Raw genomic sequence first — 21,973 nt, 5'->3', positions numbered from 1 at the left:
CTTTATCAAGTGTGTTTGACCCGAAGGCCTGACGTAATTCGCAACGCAAGTGCATCACCTGTTGACATTCTAGGTCTAGCCGTACGGGTACATCGTGAGTTCTACAGAGTAGGTGCCATGCGCTTACTACAGGGTGAAACCATGGGTGTACTCATGCTTGTACCCAGAATGCTGGCAATGAGTTGAGACTAACCTAATTGAGCATGTTGCAAATCCGTTTACGCTGGAAACACCAATGCATGCTAAGGCGTATGATGAGAATGGTTTGCAAACGCATATTCAAGCAGACGGGTCGACGTTTCTAACTTCAGGTGGTGAAGCAAAGTATTGAACCGTGGAGTGAGCGTATGTGCGTATCGACGTCTGCAAAATGGACTCAACGTATATGCCCACATGCATGTCTCCGGCGATCGGTCTCGCATGGAAGACGTTGTTGACTACGCAGAGCAACACTCGTGACTAGAGCGGTGGGATTGCGGGTGCTTCAGCCTGCTTCTCTTCCAGATGAACCCAGGGTTGGCCTTCCGACGTGATGAAGGAAGAGGTGAAGGGAGTAGTGAAGGAAGTGATGAAGGGTGTCATTGCAGGTCAGAGGTCCAATGGTGCAACGAAACTTTGGCCGAACATCCAGACGTTCTGTATGCCCTCGGAGCTCATGGGGGGGGAAGTGGGCGGCCAACCTTGGCGTCACACAACGTAGCCGCCTCTGATGTCAAGGGATGGCTTCCCTGAGTACAGCAAGGGCGCCTCTCAAGCCGTACTCCATGAGTGGAAACCCGACGCCGCTTCGATGGTCTTGGCGTGTTGTTGTCACGGAGACTTGATCATCGTGATTCAATGCGTCTTGCGTGCCGGAGTGATGCCCTGGATGCTCCCGGGCTAGCAGGTTCGTTGAGTGGAGCGGGACCGCTCCAGACCTGAGCGGAGGATGACGAGTTGAGCCTGACCTTGCCCGAGAGCGTCGTGCTGAGGGAGTACGACAAGGACGATCCAATCGAGGTGCCCTGGCTGGACTTGTGGCACGTCTATGTCGTGGCGAACGACAAGGGCGGAGCCGGTAAGACCTCAACCGTTGCGAACCTCGCCCTCATGATCCTCAAAAAGCTGCGCCGCGGTGATCCTGACCGGGGCATCCCTGGTGACCCGGATGCACGGGTCCTGGTCATTGACTTGAACGCACAAGGCAATCTGACTGTTCACGAGTTCGGTGCCACTGAGGAGCAGAACGACCACGGCAAGGGGCTCTACGACTCCCTTCACGGCGGCTCGCCGCTCAAGCCAGTCAGCGTGCGCCCCGGTCTGGACCTCGTCCCTGGCGGTGGCGAATGGCTGAAGGACGACGTGGCGCAGTTGTACCGCCGGCTCCGGGACAAGTACGACGCAAACGCCGATCTCCGCTTGCTCCAGTGCCTGCTGCCGATCGCTGGGAACTACGACTACATCCTCATCGATACCCCTCCTGAGAACCCACCGCTTCAGCGTCTCGCGATGGGTGCGGGTCGCTGGATCATCACACCCGCCAAGACGGACAACGGCTCACTCGACGGCGTGAAGGAAATGAGTGAGCAGTTCCGGAAGGTGCGGAAGGTCAATCCCCTCTTGACCCTCCTCGGCGTCGTGCTGTTCGCCACGGGGCGAAAGTCGACCCAGATCCATCAGAAGGCCGAGAAGCGACTGCGGGAGATCCTTGGAGCCGCCTACTTCAAGTTCCGCACCAACATCGGTCATAGCGAGGCGGTGGCCCAGGAGTCCCGGGACGTCGAGGGCGAGCCGCTGGTAGCCCTCTTCGATCGAGCGGAAGGCGGCGACAACAGCCTTCCAGAGACTGTGCGGTCGGTCCATGAGGACTATCGCAAGCTCACCGACGAGGTGATCGCCCGGTCGGCTCAGATCAAGAAGCAGATTGAGGAGTCCTGATGATGGCGACCGAGACTGAGACGACCACCGCGAACGATGGGGGAGAGGGGGACCTGTTTCCTCAGCCCTCGCTGTCGGCGCTGAGCGGGCGCAGGAAGAACGCTGGGGCAGGAACTCCTCCTAGCGCGCGCCCTTCCGAGCGAGAAGCGCCAGATGCGGAAGTCGAGGATACCTCCGGGTACGCAGGCCAGCCCCTGGACGATGACGACGATCAGGGAGTGAACGCCACATCGAAGGCGAAGCCGCAACGGCGCACCCCGCGGGCTCCTCGGGCCAGGGCTCCGCGCCCAGTAAATGACGAGACGACCGGCGTGCCGGTTAGCTTCCAAGTGTCGGAGGGGGTACGCCGGCGCCTGGACAAGGCTCAAGCTCAGGCGCTGACGAACAACCGCACTCGCAAGGGGCACCTTGAGTTCATCCTGGAGGCATTGAATGCGGGGGAGGAGGAGGGGTGGGACGAAGTAGTCAAGGCCTCGGTGCCCGAGCGCAAAGCATCGCGCTTCGGTGGTGGGCGTCCGCTGAAAGATCGCGACTACGTTGGTACGGGCTCTGAAAGCCTATACATGCGCATGGACGAGGAGACGGTGGCTGAGCTCGACCGAGCAACCGAAGAGGCCAAGCTGCCCGATCGCAACAAGCTCGTCGCCATGTGCCTGAACCGGTATCTGCCAGGACGCAAGGAACGGCCCACGGGCAGCAGCGGTTGACCTACAGCCGTCTCTGAGGCACATCCCTTGCGGTGGCACACTCTTCCCCTTGCAGATGAACCCTCCTTGAGCGGATGCCTGCCGGTTGCCGCTGGGAAACCCCCTCCTCATCCCACACCCAACAGCCATCCGAGGCGACATACAGCCCCACGATGACCTCGCCCGTGGTCGGGTCGATGGCGCAGCCGTTGGCACGCACGTACTGCGGCTGCGCAACGGCCGGGTGGGGGAGGGGGGCCGACCGGGCGGCCCGGCAGCGCTCGGCGAGGCGTACTTGCTCGTGACGCCAGTGGACCCGCTGCGCCTCGTGGTGTCGGCGTCGCCGTTCCCCAGTACCGGCGGTCCCCAGGCGTTCGGCGGTCTCAGTCCAGCCGGCGACGGGGTCGTCGCAGTCCGGGGTCTGTGTCCCGGTGCCCTCCAGGGCGGTGGGGGAGAGGTGGTAGAGCTCTTCCGTGTGGTGGATGAGGCCGAGGGCCTTGAGCTTTCCGAGCTGTCGGTAGGCGGTTGGACGGGAGATCGTGGCGGCCTTCTGGAGTTCGGTCAGGGTCTGCCCGTCTCGTTCGGCGAGGGCGGCCAGGACGGCGAGTCCGCTGCCTCCGAGGCCGTGGTGGGCGAAGGCGTCGAGGTGCATCAATCGACCGGCTGTCCGGGAGTCGATGTCCGCCTCGGTGTCGAGTTGTCTCACGCCTGGGCCACTCATGGCCCCCCCAGCCTCCGGTCCTTTGGGGGTGGACCAGTGGTGAGATGTCGTGGAAGGCAGGCGGGAGATGAGCATCCAGCGGGCGCCTTCGGCGGGGGAGCCGTTGTCGAGCTGGCGCAACACCTTCGTGTGGAGGAGGCGCTGGTTGGAATTGTGGGCGGTGGTGCGGCTGCAGCCCATCCGCTCGGCGAGGTCGCGTTCGGAGACGGTGTGATCCCAGCTTCCGGCCCGGGCGCAGATCTCCATGCGGGCGATGAGGTTCCGCAGGTCAGTCTTGCCTGCGATGCCCTTCCAGGGGGTGCACTCGATGCGGGCGCGGAAGGCCGCCAGGGCGGCGTGGAAGTCCTGGCGGGTGCTGATGGGGTCGACGGATCGGACATAGTGCTGCGCGCCGTCCCACGCTCGTTGGAGCCAGGCGGCTGCTTTGTCGTAGCCGCGGTGGTGTTGGAGGGCGCGGGCATGCTGACCGGCCTTGTATGGGCCGTCTAGCAAGACCTGGAGGAAGGAGGACCGGCTCCATCCGGCGCGGACAGCGTCGGCGGCCAGGGCGCGGGTCATCGCCCAAGCATGGTCGGATGCGGCTGTGTTCTTTCCCCCACGCTGGAGGTTGCCCGTTGCGTACGCGGCGTCCTGATCGCCGAGGACGAGAAGCTTGTGCATGCGCGTGGACAGGGGCGGCAGTGCGGCGAGGAGTCCGGTTCTCTGGTGTGAGAGCCGCCTTCCCAACTGGGCGCCGAGGCTAGGGGGGATGGTCGGCGGCGGCCGGAGCGCCGGGGGGGCTGGGCCCAACGGGGGCGGGGTGGGGTGCCGGCCGGGGGAGCGACGTCGCGCCTGGCTCGCCGGCGTTTCGGCTGTGCGGTAGATCGGTCTCGCTCGGTCCATGATCACAGCACCGCCGCAGTGATCCACATGAGAGCGGCGGGGAACGCCTGGGCAGGCGTGGGCGGCGCGGTGGTCCCGGCTCGGATAAGGCCCGGCCAAAGGCCGAGAAGGAAGCCCCCGCGAAGGGCAGAACGGGATGATTGGGGCAGGGGTGAGTGACAAACGGCAGCCGTCTGCTGCATCATGAACGAGATCCGTTCCCGGCGTCGTGGAACGTCAAGGCCTCCTGGCAGGGGCCGCGAGCTCCGGAGTGGGAGTGATTTCGCCCGGCTCCTTCGGTAAGGAGAAGCCGGGACTCGCTCGACTGGCAGGTCGGGCGATGACGAAGGGCCTGCGGTTGATGAGGTGGTGACTCACCGCATCAGGTGCGAGGCCGGGCCCGGGTGTGTTGGCAGACAGCACCGGGGCCGCGGGAGCTAGGTCATCGGTTGCTCCCTGCGGAGTTCTCTGCCGTTCTTGACTGACACGTCGTCCTCCTTGGCTGGGTGTGGGCTGTGCCCGAGGCCAGCGTGGGTGCGCGCCCGCAAGCGGCGGCCGCTGTTCGGGCGCTGAAGGGGCGGCCGCTTCGCTCTCGACGGGCAGGCGGCCCGGCTTGGGTCACGCGAACTGGGCGGCCGCGAAGCGGGGCTGGGCGATAACGACGCTGGTCCCGATGGCCGCCCGCACGACGTTGCGCATCAGTCGCCCGTAGGCCACCAAAGGGTTCCCCTGCGCTCCGTCGGGGGCCAGGATGCTGACTGCGGCGACCACGCGCGGCTCGGCACCGGGAACGGCCGGGGCCCCGGGCAGGCGACGGACCGGCACGGAGACCAGGATCCAGCCGGGCATCGGCGACTCGGTGAGCGCTACCTGGGCGGAACGGATCTGACGCAGGTCCTCACGCAGCGGGATGTCTTGGCCAGCGAGGTTGGCGAGTATGGCCAGGCCCGGGGCGTCGGAGTCGAGGGGGGCCTGGCGGAGTCGGTCCACGGCCCCGGGGGTGAGGGCCAGTTCGCGGCGGAAGGGCACGTCGTAGGCCCCGGCGGCGGCAAGACACAGGCGTTCACCGGTGACGGGGGAGTAGGAGTGCAGCAGCACGACCTGCTGGGTGCGGCTGTGGAGGTCGTCAAGGAGGAGCCCAACGTCCAACAGGGGCGTGGCGCTGGGTTGCACGAGCCCTGGCGCGGAGGTCAGGGCGGCCGCGGTGGGACGGAGCTCCCAGAACCCGTAGCGAGGCCGGTCGCACAGTTGCGCCGCGTGCAGCTGGAGGAGCCGACGTCGGACTTCATCCTCGTCCATCGTCGTGCGGGCGGCGATGGCGCGGGACTTGTGCGGACCTGCGCCGAGCTGCAGCAGGGCATGGAGTACTGCGTTCGTGCGGTCGCGCTCCCTGCGCCGATGCGAACTACGTGTGCCGATGTCCACGATTCCTCCCAGTTACGCCAAATCAGCACGTCAGACGGGGCAGTTAGTGCTGTGCGTCTGTCAACGTGATCTCTATCCGGACGGGCTTGGGGTTGGCCAGGAACACCCCCTTCCGGAAGAACCCTTTCCTGTGACGCAGCGTGAAGACGCATCAAGAGGCTGCCTAAGAATCCGCCGGTATCGGTGGAATTCATGTGGGCCACGCTAAGTCAGATGCGTCCCGAATCTTGCCAACTCTTGACCGAGTGACATGTCGATAGATAGTCGCCGTTCGCCGTGCCGTCTTCGGTCCAGGCCCAGATCCGCGGCTGATGAGTCCGACATATCCCAAATTGGAACGTCGCGGATGTCGGCCTTTGTCTGAACGGCTGTTCCGCTCAACGGGATCAGGCCGCACGCGAAATATATTGATTCGCACAGCGCTAAGGCTTTCCGAAGAACCACCGGAAGGTCCGGGCACGTGGGGCTGCCAGTCAAGGCCGTGCACCCGCGGCGAGGGTGAGCAGCGGAATCGCCGCGGGACAGGCGTGGGCGGGATCCAGCTCGGCGACGACGGCCGCATCGAGGCAGATGGCGCTCCTGCGCCGCCAGCAAGGTCGTTGCTGCTCAACCAGCGGCCCATCACGTTCGTCAGCTCCGACAGCTCTGCCCCGGGCAGTCGCACGCACGAGCCTGCGGCCAGTTGCTGCATGCCCTCGCCGTGCGCGACCGGCGCGGTGCCGTACCGGCGTACTTCGGGTGAGCGTCGCCGACCATCACCACCTGGTTCCTGACGCTGCCCACAGCGAGATTGAGCCTGCGGCGCTCTTGTACCCACACCCTCCTGCGCCCTGCGCCTCCGCTCACTGCCCTCGGCGGCCGGCAGTTCCCCCGTCATCTACACCCGCCCGGTGCTTCGAGGCTCCCTCGGCCTACCCGGTGGCAGCCGGCGGGATCTGCACGCAGCTGGTGTTCCGCCCGCCGGGAAAATGCGTACCAAAACGCCGATCAGAAGTCGCTCCTCAGGCACGCTGAACCTGACCGCATCAAAGCAACAACGCAGAAGGGGAGACAGAGACGTCTCAGCGGGCGGGCGTGCGCGGACAGCCGCGGTCAAGGGGCCCGCCCAAACGGCGTCCATAGCGCTCCGCATCAGGCCCAGCCCGACGCCGCAGGCACCGCGGTCATACGGCGGAGACTCAGATCAGGAGATCAGGGGGACCCATGCACGGCCAGCCAGCAGGACGAAGGGCGGGCTGGGCCTCGAGCGCACAGAGCCAGCCGACCAGTGGCGGCGACGTGGCCCCCGACCACGGGCCCTTTGTAATCGCCTACACGGGCCCGGAATGGTACGCCCAGGCCGTCCCGCAGCCCATTCCCGCCCCCACGCCCCCGGCGCCGAGCCCGGCCGCTCCCCAGCCGCAACATGTGCCAGCGCCCGCAGACCCCCAGCTGTGGTCCGGCCAGCCCGGCCAGCGCTCCTCGCACCTCGAGGCGGTGCAGGCAGGGCACCCTCCGCCTGGCAGGTACCCTGCACCGACTGCGGCGGACCCGGAGGCATACCCGCAGCCGGGGCCGCCGTCCGAGCAGGCCCACGGATACCCGCCCGCCGTCGCGCACTCCACCCCCGCTGCGACGGCGTCCCTGGCCGACGGGCCCAGGCCCGCCACGCTGGCAGCCGCCGCACCACTGGACGTTCCTGCGGCTCTCTACGCACCGGGGCCCCAGTCGCCTTCCGGCCCTGCGCTAGCACCGCTGGGGCACAGCGCCGCTACCGACTTGTCCTCGGACAGGCTCCTGCGCGGGGCACCTCACAAGCCGCGCAGCGCACGCCCCGGGACCCGCCCTCCACGCTTTCGCCTCGGCGGCACGCGGGAGGATGCCCAAATGCAGCGCAAGCTGGAGCTCGTCCGCACACCGGTCCACTCCTGCTACCGGATTGCCGTGATCAGCCTCAAGGGCGGCGTCGGAAAGACCACCGTCACCACGGCGCTGGGCGCAACGTTCGCCAGCGAGCGCCAGGACAACGTCCTAGCCGTTGACGCCAATCCGGACGCCGGCACCCTAGGGCGGCGGGTGCGTCGCGAGACCGCAGCGACCATCCGCGACCTGGTGCGGGCGATCCCCACCCTGCGCACCTACATGGACATCAGGGCTTTCACCTCCCAGGCGCCCTCCGGTCTCGAGATCCTCGCCAACGATGTCGATCCTGCGATCTCCACCACCTTCAACGACGACGACTACCGCCGTGCCATGGATGTCCTGGGCCGCCAGTACCCGATCATCCTCACCGACTCCGGCACTGGACTGCTCTACAGCGCGATGCGCGGAGTCCTCGACCTGGCTGACCAGTTGATCGTCGTTGCGACCCCGTCGGTGGACGGAGCCTCCAGCGCCAGCACCACCCTGGACTGGCTCAACGCACACGGCTACGCAGACCTCGTGAGCAGGGGTCTGACGGTGGTCTCCGGCGTACGCGAGAAGGGACGCATGATCAGGGTGGAGGACATCGTCGCCCACTTCTCCGAGCGGTGCCGCGGCGTCGTCCCGGTCCCCTTCGACGAGCACCTCGCGACCGGCGCTGAGGTGGACCTGGACCTGATGCGACCCAAGACTCGCGACGCCTACCTGGACCTGTGCACCCTCGTTGCCGAGGGCTTCACGACCCGCAGGGCCGCCCCGGCGACCTACCCCTTCCCGCCCCGGCTGGCAGAGAGACACGGCTACGACATCCCGCCCGGGTACCCACAGCCCAGTCCGTTCCCGCCGCAACCACACTGATCGCCCCCGCGTGCGCTCCTGGCGAGTGGGGGCGGCACGAAGGGCCGAAAGCAGCCAAGCCCGCCTCGGGAGAACGACGTTCGTCACGTCTCCCGCCGGGCGGTGGCTGGAGCGGTTCCGCTACGCGGACGGACAGACCGTGGTGTCTCAGCATGTCGGCGAGGCCGAGGGGGTTGCGGGGGCGTCCAAGGCTCCGGCCGGGGAGGAGGTACCTGTGTCCGGCCGTGGTCCTGTGCCGAGACATGCTGTGTCGGAGCTGATCGTCGATGAGACGGGCGAGCTTCGGCGGGAGAACGAAGGGTCTCCACACTTGGGGGTGTCTCACGAGACACCCCAGGTGGGCCTTCCTCCGGCTTCACCCGTCTGCTTTCCTTCGGAGCTGCGCTGGCTGTCCCGGCTGCACATAGACATAGCTGCGTGCTCCTGACTCCTCCGCTCTCGCCGATGCTCGCCCGCCCAGTCGAGACGATGCCCCATCGCCGCGACCTGCAGTTCGACGCGAAATGGGATGGCTTTCGCACGGTCGTTTTCGCCTGGCCTGGCGCGCCCTACCTCCAGGCGCGCGGGGGGTCGGACATGAGCGCAGCCTTTCCCGAGATCTCTCGTGCTGCCGCCGACTTGGCCTCGCGCGGCACCCTCGTACTTGATGGCGAGTTGGTCGTCCACAGAGCCGGCAGGTTGGACTTCGGGCTGCTGCAGTCCAGAGCCCGCCGCCGCAGTCGCACGGCGGCAGAGGCGGCCCGAGAGAACCCGGCCCATCTGATCGTCTTTGATGTGCTTCAGATCGGTGACGAGGTACTGGTCAAACGGCCTCTGCGGGAACGCAGGGCGCTGCTGGAAGACCTGTTCGCACATCGCCAAATGGCAGCGCCGTGGATGCTCTGTCCGGCCACCACGGATCCGGAGCAAGCACGCGAATGGCTGGACCCGGCCTGGGCTGCGGCGGGGATCGAGGGCACTGTGATGAAGCCTCTGGACGGGTTTTACGAACCTGGCGAGAGAGGTTGGTACAAGCTTCGCTCGCGGGCGAGCGCGGAGGCGGTGGTCGGAGCGGTGACCGGGCCTCTTGCCTCGCCGGTCAGCGTGCTGCTGGGGCGCTACGACCAGGAAGGCAAGCTACGGCTGGTCGCGCGTAGCACCCCCCTGGCAGCCCCGATGCGCCGGGAATTGGGCGCCGTCCTCGTGGCAGCCGAGCCGGGGCACCCATGGTGGAACGTGACCTTTTCGGCAGGCTGGGGCAGGCGCCAGGCGCTGGAGCACCGCTGCGTACAGCCGGTGACCGTGGTTGAGTTCGAAGGGGACTCAGCGGTCGACTCGGGCAGGTACCGGCATCCAGTGAGGATCAAGCGCATGCGACCGGAACTGAGCGTTGCTGAGGTAGCGGCTTTCGGCGGTCCATGAGACAGCCCAGGGTGTCCGGAGAACCATCCACCTTTGGTTCGTAGTGAGGGTCCGAGCTTACGGCCAGGACCGGCACGGCTTGGGCGAGAGCAACGGGCCATTCCACACCACGATCCTGCCGCCGCCCTTTCCATCCCCCGCGCGGCGAGTACTCCTAACCCTACGGCAACGGCATTTACAGCATGTGGCGGCACATCCCTTATGGGTCTATTGATGACGTAGACGGGTTGCCGACATAGGTCACCGTCATCTCCTGGAAGGGATCCGAAGAATCGTTTTCGCGGGTCGAGAAGCCCGTTTTGTGGGGAACGGGCATCCGAGGCGATTACGACACGTTGACGAGCGTGGCGTAGGGTGGCGGCGCTCGTAACTGCCCGCCCGTATACCCGAGTTGACGGTTTGTCGGCGGTGCGCCCGTGTGTACCCCCGGCTGACCGAGAGGACTCCAATGTCTCAATCCCCGGCATATGTGCGCTCGGAACCCGGTCAGCCGACCGGGGTGGGCTCGGATAGAAAAAGGCATGGAAGACCGCCCGGGGGATCGGCGACAGATTCCGCCGCCCGCTCGCGTGCGATACGCCTCGCGGTCGTTCCCGCCGCCCTTGTGGCCGTACTTGCGGCTGCGCTGATTGCCTTCGTCCTTCGGGCTCAGGCGGGCACGGCAGATGCAACCACCTTCGGCATCCTCGCAGCCGGCGCCGTCCTCGGCAGTAGCGTGCTGCTCTTCGCCGCACGGGCCGCGTCAGCGGACGCCCGGCGAATATCCGTGCGCCATGCATCGCTGCGCAACAGCGTGGCCCAGGGCGTGAGCGACTTGCAGGAGATGGCGCATCAGCTGGAGCGCGGCGAGCCGGTGCAGGAGCCTCTCTTCACCCAGCCCCCTCCGCCCGCGAATGACTTCTACGGCCGTCTCGCCCACGAAGTCACAGTCGGGTGCCAGAAGGCCAAGGCGGCTCTCGCGCACGCCGTGCAGCAGGCGCAGCCCAGTGCCTCCGACCAGAGCATCGAGGTTTTCGTCAACCTCGCACGGCGTCTGCAGTCCCTGGTCCACCGGCAGATCAGCATGCTCGACAAGCTGGAGAACGAGGTCGAGGACCCCGAGCTCCTCAAGGGCCTTTTCCAGGTCGACCACCTGGCCACCCGGATCCGCCGTCACGCGGAAAACGTGGCCATCCTCGGCGGCTCTGTGTCGCGCCGGCAGTGGACCAAGCCGATCACGATGATGGAGGTCCTGCGGTCCTCGATCGCCGAGGTCGAGCACTACTCCCGTGTGAAACTCGTTCCGCCGCTCGAAGGGACGCTGCGCGGCCACGCGGTCGCCGACGTCATCCACCTGCTGGCCGAGCTCGTCGAGAACGCGACCGCCTTCTCCGACCCGAACACTCAGGTCCTGCTGCGTGCCCAGCGGGTGACCGCTGGCTTGGCCATCGAGGTCGAGGACCGCGGTCTGGGTCTGTCCCAGGCCGAGCAGCAGCGCATCAACTCGCTGCTGGCCTACCCCGACCGCATCGACGTCGGCAAGCTGCTCGCGGACGGCCGTATCGGCCTGTACGTGGTCTCTGCGCTGGCTCGCCGCCACGGCGTCCATGTCCAGCTGCAGGGCAACATCTACGGCGGCATCCAGGCCGTTCTGGTCCTGCCGAGCAGGCTTCTTGGTGACGAGTCGGACGAGGGGGCCCGCCATGCGGCTGTCCCCGGGGCCAGGCCCGTGCAGCAGGCTCCGCAGCCTGTCGCCATGGACGCCGGACCCGAGATGCACTACTCGCCGCCCCGGCTGAACACGTCGCAGCCGATGCCGCAGCAGCGGGTGCCGCAGGTGGCAGCTCCGGCGCCGCAGCCGGCACGGTCCGCCGAACGCGACGCACCCCGCGGCCCCGTCGACGGAGAGGACCCCCGTAAAGGGCGGCCGCCGTTGCCGCAGCGCAGGGCCCAGGAGCACCTCGCCCCGCAGCTTCGCAGCACGCCCACCACGCACGTGACGGGGGACTTGCCCGGGGGTGAGGCTGACCCAACTCTGATGGCCTCCTTCCAGCAGGGCGGCCGCCGCGCTGACGACGAACCCAACGAGACCCACTAACAGCCTCCGCTGCCGGAGATCCTGCCATCCACCACGAGGAGAGAGACGCCACCATGGGCACGCCTACGCCCCAGCACATTGACTGGCTCCTGAAAGGGCTCGTGGAGAAGGTTCCGCATACCCAGAGCGCCCTTCTGCTTTCGTCCGACGGTCTGCCCAAGTCCGTTGAGGGCCTAAAACCAGAGCAAGCCGACCACTTGGCCGCCCTGGCGTCCGGCCTGTATTCACTCGCCCGCAGTGCTGGCGCCAGCTTCGCCGACGGGGCTGACGTTCGCCAGGTGGTCGTGGAGCTGGACACCGCCCTCCTCTTCGTGTCCGCCGCGGGCTCCGGGACCTGCCTGGCTGTCCTCGCCTCCCACGAGGCCGAGGCGGCCGTGCTCGGCTACGAGATGGCCAGGCTGGTCAAGCAGGTCCGCGCGATCGGGGTCTTCTCCACGGCTCCCAGGAATCACGAGCCCGTCCCGCCCCATGCGGGGCAGTGAGGATGTCGGAGGCGCAGGACGGAGCGTGGCTCGACGATGAGGCCGGGCGATTGGTCCGGCCCTACGCCGTCAGCAACGGCCGTACGCGTCCCACAGCACACTTCGATCTCCTCACCTTGGTGATGGCAACCGGTACGCGGCCGACGACGTATCTCGGTCCCGACTACGACCAGGTTCTCGCTCTGTGCGGGGGCCGCCCCATTTCGGTGGCCGAAGTCGCAGCCCATCTGCGGTTGCCGGCGGTCATCACCAAAGTCCTGCTCTCCGACCTCGTCGACCACAAGGCGCTCACTACCCGCGCTCCCCGCCCGATCGAGGCGGCCTCCCCGACCAACCGAAACCTCCTGGAGGCGGTGCTGCATGGACTCCGCAAGCGGCTCTGACCTTGACCCCTTTCCGACTGCCTTGAAGATCCTCATCGCCGGAGGCTTCGGGGTGGGCAAGACGACGTTCGTCGGAGCTGTCAGCGAAATTGCTCCGCTGAGCACCGAGGAACTGCTGACCCAGGTCGGCGCCGGCACCGACAGCCTGGTGGGCATCGAGGACAAGACGACGACCACCGTCGCGATGGACTTCGGCCGGATCACGCTCAGCAAGGACCACGTTCTCTATCTGTTCGGCACCCCCGGGCAGGAACGGTTCTGGTTCATGTGGGACGAGCTGTCCAACGGGGCGCTGGGCGCTGTGGTGCTGGCCGACACCCGCAGGCTCGACCAGTGCTTCTCGGCGGTCGACTTCTTCGAACGGCGCGGCATCGGCTTCATCGTCGCGGTGAACGAGTTCGACGGCGCCTATCGCTACGAGCCTGACGAAATACGTGCCGCCATCTGCCTCAAGCCCGAAGTCCCGGTCGTGATGTGTGACGCCCGACAGTGCAATGCGAGTACCAAGGTGCTGGTTGCGCTGGTGGAGCACCTGCTTTCCCCCGCTCCCGGCTTGTCGCCCGCCGAGCCCACCCCGCTGCACTGACGCACGCCCGCGCCGTCGAATGGAGACTGCATGTCCGCGCCTGTGCCCTACCAGCACTACGACCCGACCAGCCAGATGCTGGTGACGCCCGAGGACCCGGATGCCCCGGCCCGCGCGGCCCGACTGCGTTCACTCGGTGTGGGGAGCCTCCCCCTCCCCGAATTCGATGCGTTCGCCCGCAACCTGGCCCGCATCCTCGAAACGCCCTACGCGATGGTCAACTTCATCGACGAGAGCCGCCAGTACTTCGCCGGCCTCTACGCCACCGGACAGCCGGGCGTGGAACTGCCACCCCAGGAAGCCAGCAGCAGCCGGATCATGTCCAAGGACCACGGCTGGTGCCCGCACGTCGTGGTGCGCAAGAAGGCGCTGGTGCTGGAAGACGTCTGTGACTACCCGAGGTTCGCAGGTAACCCCGTGGTGGACGAGATGAGCATCCGCTCCTACCTGGGTGCGCCGCTGATCGACTGGAACTCCGGAATGGCGCTGGGCACGATCTGTGTGATCGACACAGACACTCGCCCGTGGGGCCGCCAGGGCCTGGAGATCATCAAGGCGCAGGCGCAGGAGATGGTCGCCCGGCTGCACGAAATAGAGCGCCAGGGCGGGATCTGAGACGTTTGCGGGCATCCGCCGTTCTCGGCGGGAGCGATCCAAGGCGGGAGCCGCGGGCACGACGCTGTGTCCGTGGCTCCCTGCGTCTCACGCCACGGCGACCTTCACTCGGCCACCTTCTTCCAGGTGGTCAGTGGAACCGAGCCGCACTAGGTCGGCCAGCCGCTCGGACCATTCACCCTTGCTGGTGCCGAGCGCCACCTCGCCCAGACGCAGGAGCTGGATGTCTGAGGTGCCCGCGGGGGCGTAGATGTGATGGGCATCGCGCAGATACCGCTCCACCGGGCGATCCGTGAACAGGCCTGAGGCAGCGTGGGTTTCCATGCTGTCGCGGGCTGACTCGATCGCCGACTCAACGTTGAAGTACTTGGCGTTCATGAGCTCCGCATCGCACGGCTCGCCCTGGTCCAGGAGATGCACGGCGTGGTAGGCGGCGAGCCGGGCAGTCATCAAACGGTGCTGCATCCGGCCCAGCTTGATCTTGACGCTGTTCAGATCGCCAAGCGGCCGCCCGTACCGCTCACGCTCGATGCACAGGGCGGCCGTCTCCTCGACGACGGCCTGGTGGATGCCTAGGGACACCGCGGTCAGGTTGGGGCGGCCGTAGAGGACGCTGGACGAGTAGGCGACATCGAGCCCTTCACCCTCCGCGCCGAGCCGATTCTCCGCCGGCACCCGGCAGTTGTTGAAGACCAGCTTGCCGAAGCTGAACCCATGCAGACCCATGGCCGGCTGCTGCTCGACGAGCGACAGGCCGGGGCGGTCGGCCTCGACGAGGAACGCGGACAGTCCCTTGGATCCCTTCCCAGTGCGGACGATCACGCCATGCAGGTCGCCGACGTGACTGTTGCCCACGAAGACTTTGTGGCCGTTGAGGATGTAGTCGTCGCCGTCACGCACGGCGACACTGGCCATGCCGAGGACATGCCCGCCTGACTCCTCCTCCGTGGTCGCGATCGTCGGCAGGCAGTCGCCGGCAGCGATACGCGGCAGCCAGTGATCCTTCTGGACATCGTTGCCATAGTGGATGATCTTGGCTGTACCGAGCTGGGACGCTTGCACCATGGCGCCCATGGCGGCGCAGACCCGCGACAGCTCCTCAATGATGATCGTCTTGGCCAGATGTCCGGCGCCCATGCCGCCGTACGCGTCCCAGTCGATGGTGGCGCCGATCCAGCCCTGCCGGGCGATGAGCCGGGAAATCTCGTGCGCGACCGTCCGGGAGGCCTCCATCTCCGGTATTCGGGGCCGCACTTCGCGCTCGGCGAACTCGCGGACGCGCTGTCTCAGATCCTCGTGCCATCTCGTGGTGAAGTACCGCTGCACAACCCCTCCTCGCTGCTGCCTCCACCTCCCTGCATTCAGATGCGGAGGAGACGTTCTTCGGGCAGTGGCGTTCTCCGCCTTCAAGCAGACCGTCTGCGTGATTGTCGTCTTATCGATCCATCCCAGCCAAGATCGCACGCCTTCTTTGACTCAAACTCTGCGTCTTGTGATCGGCGCTCAACTGTGCGATGTGGTAGAACACTTGACCGAACCAAGCGAGTGCCGGGGTGAGTGAGGCGCGAGCGGAGACTCGTTGCCACCGGTACCCATGCACGGTCGCCCACCAGGCAGTCGCCCGGCGGGCGACTAGCGCGAAGGCACTGCCGCTGGCCGCCTGGCCGCTGGCCGGATAAAAACCATGCGCCGGAAGGTGATGACCCCCACAAGCGCAGTTCAGCCATCGTCCCCGGGGCACGGGTACGCCGGTAGCGCGCTGGGCACCATTCATGGGCCGTCTGCGAGTGCGAGTGAAGTTCCGTGCACGGAGCAGGCGTTGACGCCGACGACTTCCCTGCTGCGCGCTGTACCGGAATACTCTCCCTAACGCCTGTGGGAAGTACTTCCCAATCCGGGTGGGAAGTACTTCCCATCTATCCGGCTGTCAGGAGGAGATACCGGTGGACCTCGCCGTGATGGTGCACGAGAGCGAGAACGCTGCCCCGACCCTGCTCCTCTCGCAGGAGCTCGGTCGCCAGGGCGCCGTGGTGGCACGAAAGACTTCTGTGGGCGCCGCCCTGGCCGTCGAGCGCCGAGCCGCCATCCTGCGGGTGGTGCCGCACCCGGACCTGGACGCCTGCGGGTTCGAGGGCAAGCACCCCGCCTACAACGTCACCTGGGCCATCCCGGCTTTGTGCCATGCCAAGCCGCCGCTGAAGCTGCCCGCGACGCCGGAGGAGGCTGCGGCGTTGTGGCGGTACTGCCCGGGCTGCCACGAGAGCCTCGCCCCGATCGGACAGCAGCTGCACCTGAAGTGGTGGGACGTGACCGAACCGGTCACCCTGCGCGCCGAGGAGGTGCCGGCCGCAGTGCGAGTGGAGCGAGCCGACGCCGAGCCGCTGCCGGACCAGGACCTGCCGGCCAGTCAGGCGGAGGCTGCTGAGAGGGGATTGGCCGCTCCCGATCAGGAGCGTCGCGCCCACCTGCGCCGCGTGGCCGTCTGGACTGATCAGAGTCCGCACATCTACGACTGGCCCACCATCACTGCTCGTCTGCTCGCCATCGGTGAGAGGGAGGCCGCACCCTGGGCCGACCTGAGTGCGGAGCAGCGCGTCTCACTCGTCGGCGCACATCGCCACCTGCAACTGGCCGGGCTCGCTGCCACCGAGAGGATCCTGCGCCGCCTCATGCACGAGGCCGCCGACACGCAGCAGTCGGGCCCGGTTCGTCTGTCTGCCCTGTCCGGCGTGAGCCGCAAAACCGTCCCCAGTTGGGTCACCGAGGGCGCCAACCGCCGGTCCCCTGGGACCACCGAGGAACCCCCCTACTGACCTGATCGCCGCACTGCAACCGGATGCGCCGCCTGTCCGGGCGGGACGCAAGCGACAGCCCGCTGCGCGGGCCAGCGGGAGGAACTGATGCTCAGCTACCCCTCAATCCTCTGCCCTGACTGCCAAAGCACCGACCTCGACGCCTCCCTGATCGAAAACAGCAGCGGCGGGCAGGACATCGATGCCTTCACCTGCCGCGCCTGCGGGATGACATGGAAGGCGTACGAGTCCCTGCGCTTCCCGTCGGCGCCGGACTACCGCACTGCCTACACCGGCGCCCCCGAGCTGCTCGACGAGGAACTCGCGCTCATGGCCCTGCCCGACGGGCCGGCGAAACCCGATGCCAGCCGCCTCGGTCGCCGCAGCGAGCACCGGATACACCTCTTGCGGACGGCCGCCTACTTGGACCGCAAGGCCCACGAACTCGCGTTGAGCGGCTTCCTGGGAGGGAGCCTCGACCAGGATGTCGACCAGGCGAAAGAGGAAGCAGCCCGGGCGGCATTCGAGCTGCTGAAGCGCGACCTGGAGTACATGGATGTGGAGGGTGAGGTCCATGCACCCTATGTGCCGCCCGCCCAACCGGGCTGGGACTACAAAGAGGCCGTGAGGGCGTACGTGCGCCAGGAATACAAGGCCTGGCGCGAGGAGTAACAGGGCCTGCGACCAGCCCAAGAAGCCCGGAGCAGGCCGAGCCTGTCGGCCGCACACGCCGCCCCCAAGCGCTGTCTCCATGCGCGCCTTCCAGCCAGAAACGCTGTGCGCTGGCCGACTTTCGTTGACACCCCCACCGTCGTGACACAGGATCCGGGTGAGGCGGGGGTAACTCAGGGTGAAGCTGGGGGGAAATCTGCGGTCCCCGCGCCGACAGCGACCTAGCACAGACGGGTCGCACGAGCTGTGCTTGACGGACCAAAAGAACGGAGGGGGAGATGCCTACCCTCGAAGATTTGATCACCGAACGACCGGAGCTCCGGCTGCGGTTCCTGGACCCCGCACATGCCCGTACGCACGGTGGTACCCGGGTGATGGAAGTCTCCGTTGTCCCACTGGCGCAGGCCGCAGTCAACCCAAGCGTCTCCCCAGCAGCGGGATCGCTGGCCCTGGTCACACTGGTCAGTGAGCTGGACACCCACGGCGCCACCGTTCTGGCTCAGCTCGTGCGATACCTCAAGCAGCGCCGGGCGGCGGGCCTCGTCTTCCAATCATCCGGCCGCCTGCCGCATATCCCCGAAACCGTTCGCGTGCTGGCTGGACAGCTGGAGCTGCCCCTCCTGAGCACGGCTGCCGGCACCGAGTGGGCGGAGGTCAACGGCTACCTGCAGCAACAGCGTGCCCGGTTCGCTGAGCGGCAGGTCGAGCGGCTCGACGGGCTACTGAGCTCGCTGCCCTCGCAGTTCGCCAACCCCAAGGCGATCGGCAGCATCGCGGACTGGCTGGCCGAAGCCCTCGACGCCGACGTGGTCGTCCACTCCGTCGAGCGCGGAATCATCGCCGCCGCTCCCGACAGCAGGGCCAACCTTGCGCGTGCCGTGATCTTTGCGACTCCAGATGCCGACATGGTCGAGCACTCACGGCGCGTGCAGATCCACGGCACGGACGATGAGGCGGTGCTGGTCGTCGGCTCCCACCGGCCGTTCGACGACGCTGCGGTGTCGATGATCCGGCACGCCGTAAAGCTGCTGGGCGGCTGCGAGCAGGCTCGCCAGGACCATCAGGCTGCCGTCCTGGCACCCCGGTCCGCCAGGCAGGCGGCCACCCAGCTTCTGCTCACCGGGCAGGTCGTCGTTGGGCAGGTGGTGGCCAACACGGTCGCCCCGCAGCTGATGGACACTCCCCGGCTGATCGTGCGGATCGTCGACACCGGAACCCAGGACCGCGAGCAGTTCCTGCGCCGGTGCGAGCGGACCCTTCAGGGGAAGTCGCTGGTGTCGCCGTGCCCGGGCAAGGAGAAGCAGATCATCATCATGACGCCGACCCGGGAGGACGAGAGGGTCGAACCTGACCTCCGTCAGATGATCAGCAGCCACAAGGGGCTGTTGATGGGCGAGAGCACGCCGTACGCACTCGCCGACAGCGGCGCCGGATACGCGGAAGCCGCGGAGGCCGTCCGCAATGCGGCGCGCTCTCCCGAGCGGATCAGCGTTGGCACCGAACCGAAATTCGCTCCGCTCCTGCCCCGAAACGAAGCGCGGGCCTGGGCGCAGGCGTTGCTCGCGCCGCTTCTTGCAGCACCCGAACATGAGCAGGTCCTGCATTCCCTGCCTACCGGGCTGTCCTTCAAGGGGGCTGAGGCGGCCAGGGGGCTGGGGATCCACCGCAATACCCTCCACCACAGGCTGGATAGGGCGGCCAACCTGCTCGCCCTCGACCTGACCAGACTCAACGATCGCGTCCTGGTCCTGCTGGCCCTGAACATTCTGGCTCTGCCCGCACCGCAGGGCGGCTTCACGGATGTCCAGGCTCCCGAGCTGGCTGACCTCATCGCAGCCAGGTCCGTCGAGGTCAAGGAATGGGCCGAGCAGCGTCTGCGGGCCCTGGAATCCGATCCACGGGACCTACTGGGGACCGTGCGTGTGTGGCTGGAGAAGAACCTCTCTATCGGGGAGACCGCACAGGCTCTTGGACTGTCGACCGCAACGGTGCGCAGCCACAAGAGCGCGGCTGAAGTCCTGCTCGGCATGGATCCCACCACGAAGACGATCAGTGTCAAGGACACCGACGTGGTCAGCATCGCCGACATCTACATCGCGTCGTACCTGCTCACCGGCAGCCCGGAGCTGAAGCACGTGGCCGCCGCTCCGTAAGCCCCTGTGCGGCACAGCACCACAACAGACCGGCCCCCGCGGTGACCATCCGCGCGGGCCGGTCTTCGTATGTCCGCCGGCATACAGCAGCCGGGAGCAACGCCGTTCTCTGGAGCCTGCGGTCTCGCTACCGCCCCTCTGGGGGTGCACCGCGGCGTTGGACTGTGCACATGTGTAAGTCGCCGCAATGCCGAAGTGCACTGCAGGGGACAAAGCGCCAACCGGCAGTGCACTTTGGGAAGTTGCGCCCTGCTGACAGTGCACTTTTGCAATGGTCCGAACCGGCCATTCCCTCTACCGTGAGGCTCACCCAGCCCGGAAAGGAACAAGCGTCCGGATTGGGTCCGTTGGCGCGGCGTCTCGGCACGTCAGCCAGCTGCACGCGTATGCCATCCCGTCAGATTGACTCACGGAGGAATGCCTTGACCCTGCAACAGCCCGCGGACATTTCGTTCGCCAACATCGCCAAGGCGATGAAGAGCGTGGACCCGAATGTCCTAAGCGTGTTCCCCCTACTGGAGGGAGCGCGGGGCAAGGTCATCCTGGCCGTCTGGCCACCGAAGACGTCCCAGGAGTGCCTGCATCAAAGCTCCGAGGAGGAATATGCCGTCGTCCTCGCCGGCCTGATCACCGATGAAGACGGAACGAAACACGGCCCGGGTGCCCTCTGGCTGCGCCCCGGTGGGCACGTTCACCACCCGCGGTCCGGCCCGGAGGGGGCGCAAGTCCTCCTGTGGCGATCAACGCCGCTGGAGTAACCCGGTGGCTGTGATCGAACCGCGGCCACCGGAACCCACAGACATCACCACCGCCGCCCCTGCCAAGGGGCGGCACCCGAAAACGACTCGCACCCAGAGATCAAATGCGCATCGTCCGCACCGCGAACCGGAAGGCTGAGACGCGCCTGGCAGCTACAACCCCGTCGAGAGTATGACGTGCTGGACCTCAAGGGTGACGGGCAAAGCCGTCTCGGCCGAGCCTCGCCAGAGCAGCGTAGAGGCTGACCAAGTACTGCGAAGGGTTGATTTGCAATGGTGGATCAGGCGTCGGGGCAGCGCCCACGCGCGCGATGGGCGGGGGCTGTTCACAGCCGCACGGCACGGCATACGCCCCAACTGCGGCTGCAAGGGCGGCCGCGTATCGCGCCGCAAGGCCAAAGGGGGACCGCAGTGGACACGAGATTGTATACAGGGGCCGACCTGGACACCGGGGAAGCCTTGGCTGCAGAGATACGCTCCAAGCGCCTGCAGCTATTCGTCAAGGGGCGGCGCGACTACCTTCAACTGAGCCAGGAAGACGTTGCCGAACGGCTCGACATCAATGCTCGCACCTACGGGAACTGGGAGCGGGGCACGCTCAAGGAGTGGACCGATGAGAAGCTGTACCTCCTCGCCGAAGCCCTGGAGATGTCCCAATTCCAGACCACCCGGCTGTTCCTGTACGCCGTCAGTCGGGCCCCGCAGCCGGACGTGCGCGCCATGTTCCGCCGCACCGAAGCCGAAGACCCGGCCACCTCGGCTTTCCTCGGTGACTACGGCGTCATGATGGACGCGCTCTCGCTCCCCACCTTCGTCATCGACCAACGGTGGGACGTAAAGATGTCCAACAAGGCCTACCGCGATCTGTTCCGCGATGTGAGAGACCATCCCACCGCAATGCCCTCCACCAACTTTCTGCGTTTCGGCCTGTTTCACCCGGACGCCCCGGCCGTGTTCGTGGACCACCTGAAGTGGCAGTTGGCCATGCTCGCGCAGCTGGCCTCCAGCCTTGAGCGCCACGGCGACGACACGGGGCTCCAGGCCATCCGCCGCGACGTCTACCTGCACCCCACCCTGCGCGACGCCTTCCTGACCGACATGCCCAACTGGGTTCTGGGCTCCGGCGCTGACCTGGTCCACCACGAAGGCGCGGTTCGCGAACTTCGTCACCCTGATACGCATATTGGCCTCCAAGGCTGCAGGCTGGTCGAGGAAACCCTGCGGTCCCTGAAAGCCCTCGGACTCACGCGTCTCACGCTGGTGCTCGTGGACCCCGATGAAACGTCGATGCCCGAACCGTGCCGGTCACACGACCAGCACGCGGCCTGACCCCATGCTTTGAAGCGCGCTGCAGGAGCACGGCGGCCCCCGCCCGCCTGTGCCGGCAGTCCCTCCGCAGGAGCGAGGGGTCCACACTGCGCGATGTCGCACGAGCCCGCGACGTCTGCTCCGTGCGAGCGCCGAAGGCCATGTGCTGGAACATTGCTGGCGGCATCCGGAAACCGCGCCCACGACGGCCGGTTGGTCCGTGGCAAGCTGCTCTGCCATCACCCAGCAGCGCCGCGGGCGGCTGGAGCCGCTGTGGAGGCACTGGGTCGCGCCGGTGTCCCGGCAGGTCACCTTGCCGTGTCCGGCACGATGCAAGCACAAACGCCTCTGGCGTCGATTTTTCCGGGCTCTCAGG

16 protein-coding genes and 1 pseudogene are annotated in these 21,973 nt (G+C 66.8%); 14 read left to right on the top strand and 3 right to left on the bottom strand.

The window, feature by feature from the left end:
• Window positions 1–936 precede the first annotated feature (936 nt).
• Together ACFWM2_RS33030 and ACFWM2_RS33025 are read left to right on the top strand one after the other, a co-directional pair.
• Window positions 937–1,917, top strand: coding sequence for a ParA family protein (locus ACFWM2_RS33030; RefSeq protein WP_383287601.1), 981 nt, complete (start codon window positions 937–939; stop codon window positions 1,915–1,917).
• The gene (locus ACFWM2_RS33025; protein ID WP_383287599.1) at window positions 1,917–2,624 is read left to right on the top strand and encodes a hypothetical protein; all 708 of its coding nucleotides are present in this window, start codon (window positions 1,917–1,919) and stop codon (window positions 2,622–2,624) included. The genes ACFWM2_RS33030 and ACFWM2_RS33025 overlap by 1 nt, the downstream gene beginning before the upstream one ends.
• Before the next feature lies 1 nt (window position 2,625).
• On the opposite strand, the gene ACFWM2_RS33020 is transcribed toward ACFWM2_RS33025, so the two are convergent.
• Both ACFWM2_RS33020 and ACFWM2_RS33015 read right to left on the bottom strand, forming a co-directional pair.
• Entirely contained in the window at window positions 2,626–3,882 is a 1,257-nt protein-coding gene (locus ACFWM2_RS33020) for a helix-turn-helix domain-containing protein (RefSeq protein WP_383287597.1), read from the bottom strand.
• 921 nt (window positions 3,883–4,803) lie between these two features.
• On the bottom strand, window positions 4,804–5,610 hold the full coding sequence (locus tag ACFWM2_RS33015) for a hypothetical protein (protein WP_383287595.1): 807 nt from the start codon (window positions 5,608–5,610) through the stop codon (window positions 4,804–4,806).
• A gap of 1,341 nt (window positions 5,611–6,951) precedes the next feature.
• Between ACFWM2_RS33015 and ACFWM2_RS33010 the strand changes: the two are divergent.
• The 7 genes and pseudogenes from ACFWM2_RS33010 to ACFWM2_RS32980 form a co-directional block, all read left to right on the top strand.
• Window positions 6,952–8,370 (top strand): annotated as a pseudogene (locus ACFWM2_RS33010) (AAA family ATPase); the annotation flags it as partial.
• Window positions 8,371–8,787: 417 nt separating this feature from the next.
• Window positions 8,788–9,771: an ATP-dependent DNA ligase gene (locus ACFWM2_RS33005; RefSeq protein ID WP_383287594.1), complete on the top strand. Its 984-nt coding sequence runs from the start codon at window positions 8,788–8,790 to the stop codon at window positions 9,769–9,771.
• Between the two features lie 604 nt (window positions 9,772–10,375).
• The gene (locus tag ACFWM2_RS33000) at window positions 10,376–11,848 is read left to right on the top strand and encodes an ATP-binding protein (RefSeq protein ID WP_383287592.1); all 1,473 of its coding nucleotides are present in this window, start codon (window positions 10,376–10,378) and stop codon (window positions 11,846–11,848) included.
• Window positions 11,849–11,901: 53 nt separating this feature from the next.
• Entirely contained in the window at window positions 11,902–12,330 is a 429-nt protein-coding gene (locus ACFWM2_RS32995) for a roadblock/LC7 domain-containing protein (RefSeq protein WP_383287590.1), read from the top strand.
• Between the two features lie 2 nt (window positions 12,331–12,332).
• Window positions 12,333–12,713 carry a DUF742 domain-containing protein gene (locus ACFWM2_RS32990; RefSeq protein ID WP_383287589.1) on the top strand — a complete coding sequence of 127 codons (381 nt, stop codon included), beginning with the start codon at window positions 12,333–12,335 and terminating at the stop codon, window positions 12,711–12,713.
• Window positions 12,691–13,299 carry an ATP/GTP-binding protein gene (locus tag ACFWM2_RS32985; RefSeq protein ID WP_383287587.1) on the top strand — a complete coding sequence of 203 codons (609 nt, stop codon included), beginning with the start codon at window positions 12,691–12,693 and terminating at the stop codon, window positions 13,297–13,299. The genes ACFWM2_RS32990 and ACFWM2_RS32985 overlap by 23 nt, the downstream gene beginning before the upstream one ends.
• Window positions 13,300–13,329: 30 nt before the next feature.
• Window positions 13,330–13,914 (top strand): GAF domain-containing protein, encoded by a 585-nt coding sequence (locus ACFWM2_RS32980; RefSeq protein WP_383287586.1) that lies wholly within the window; start codon window positions 13,330–13,332, stop codon window positions 13,912–13,914.
• Window positions 13,915–14,001: 87 nt separating this feature from the next.
• On the opposite strand, the gene ACFWM2_RS32975 is transcribed toward ACFWM2_RS32980, so the two are convergent.
• Window positions 14,002–15,240: an acyl-CoA dehydrogenase family protein gene (locus ACFWM2_RS32975; protein ID WP_383287584.1), complete on the bottom strand. Its 1,239-nt coding sequence runs from the start codon at window positions 15,238–15,240 to the stop codon at window positions 14,002–14,004.
• A gap of 617 nt (window positions 15,241–15,857) precedes the next feature.
• On the opposite strand from ACFWM2_RS32975, the gene ACFWM2_RS32970 reads away from it, so the two are divergent.
• The 5 genes from ACFWM2_RS32970 to ACFWM2_RS32950 all read left to right on the top strand — a co-directional run bounded on the left by ACFWM2_RS32970 (window position 15,858) and on the right by ACFWM2_RS32950 (window position 21,618).
• A complete protein-coding gene (locus ACFWM2_RS32970; protein WP_383287582.1) occupies window positions 15,858–16,727 on the top strand; it encodes a hypothetical protein in 870 nt (289 codons plus the stop codon).
• 87 nt (window positions 16,728–16,814) lie between these two features.
• The gene (locus ACFWM2_RS32965; protein WP_383287580.1) at window positions 16,815–17,378 is read left to right on the top strand and encodes a hypothetical protein; all 564 of its coding nucleotides are present in this window, start codon (window positions 16,815–16,817) and stop codon (window positions 17,376–17,378) included.
• 278 nt (window positions 17,379–17,656) lie between these two features.
• The gene (locus ACFWM2_RS32960) at window positions 17,657–19,531 is read left to right on the top strand and encodes a helix-turn-helix domain-containing protein (RefSeq protein WP_383287578.1); all 1,875 of its coding nucleotides are present in this window, start codon (window positions 17,657–17,659) and stop codon (window positions 19,529–19,531) included.
• 422 nt (window positions 19,532–19,953) lie between these two features.
• Window positions 19,954–20,289, top strand: a complete 336-nt coding sequence (locus ACFWM2_RS32955) for a hypothetical protein (protein ID WP_383287576.1) — start codon at window positions 19,954–19,956, stop codon at window positions 20,287–20,289.
• Window positions 20,290–20,700: 411 nt separating this feature from the next.
• Window positions 20,701–21,618: a helix-turn-helix domain-containing protein gene (locus tag ACFWM2_RS32950; RefSeq protein WP_383287574.1), complete on the top strand. Its 918-nt coding sequence runs from the start codon at window positions 20,701–20,703 to the stop codon at window positions 21,616–21,618.
• Window positions 21,619–21,973 lie beyond the last annotated feature (355 nt).

The sequence above is a fragment of the Streptomyces sp. NPDC058371 genome, from assembly GCF_042723265.1.
Taxonomy (GTDB): Bacteria; Actinomycetota; Actinomycetes; order Streptomycetales; family Streptomycetaceae; genus Streptomyces.
This window is presented reverse-complemented; position numbering and strand designations above follow the sequence as displayed.

What these genes read in the sequence shown, in the direction of transcription:
- ACFWM2_RS33025 (WP_383287599.1), top strand. Translation starts at nt 1,917, where the DNA reads ATGATGGCGACCGAGACTGAGACGACCACCGCGAACGATGGGGGAGAG.
- ACFWM2_RS33020 (WP_383287597.1), bottom strand. Translation starts at nt 3,882, where the DNA reads ATGACCCGCGCCCTGGCCGCCGACGCTGTCCGCGCCGGATGGAGCCGG.
- ACFWM2_RS32995 (WP_383287590.1), top strand. Translation starts at nt 11,902, where the DNA reads ATGGGCACGCCTACGCCCCAGCACATTGACTGGCTCCTGAAAGGGCTC.
- ACFWM2_RS32990 (WP_383287589.1), top strand. Translation starts at nt 12,333, where the DNA reads ATGTCGGAGGCGCAGGACGGAGCGTGGCTCGACGATGAGGCCGGGCGA.
- ACFWM2_RS32985 (WP_383287587.1), top strand. Translation starts at nt 12,691, where the DNA reads ATGGACTCCGCAAGCGGCTCTGACCTTGACCCCTTTCCGACTGCCTTG.
- ACFWM2_RS32980 (WP_383287586.1), top strand. Translation starts at nt 13,330, where the DNA reads ATGTCCGCGCCTGTGCCCTACCAGCACTACGACCCGACCAGCCAGATG.
- ACFWM2_RS32965 (WP_383287580.1), top strand. Translation starts at nt 16,815, where the DNA reads ATGCTCAGCTACCCCTCAATCCTCTGCCCTGACTGCCAAAGCACCGAC.
- ACFWM2_RS32960 (WP_383287578.1), top strand. Translation starts at nt 17,657, where the DNA reads ATGCCTACCCTCGAAGATTTGATCACCGAACGACCGGAGCTCCGGCTG.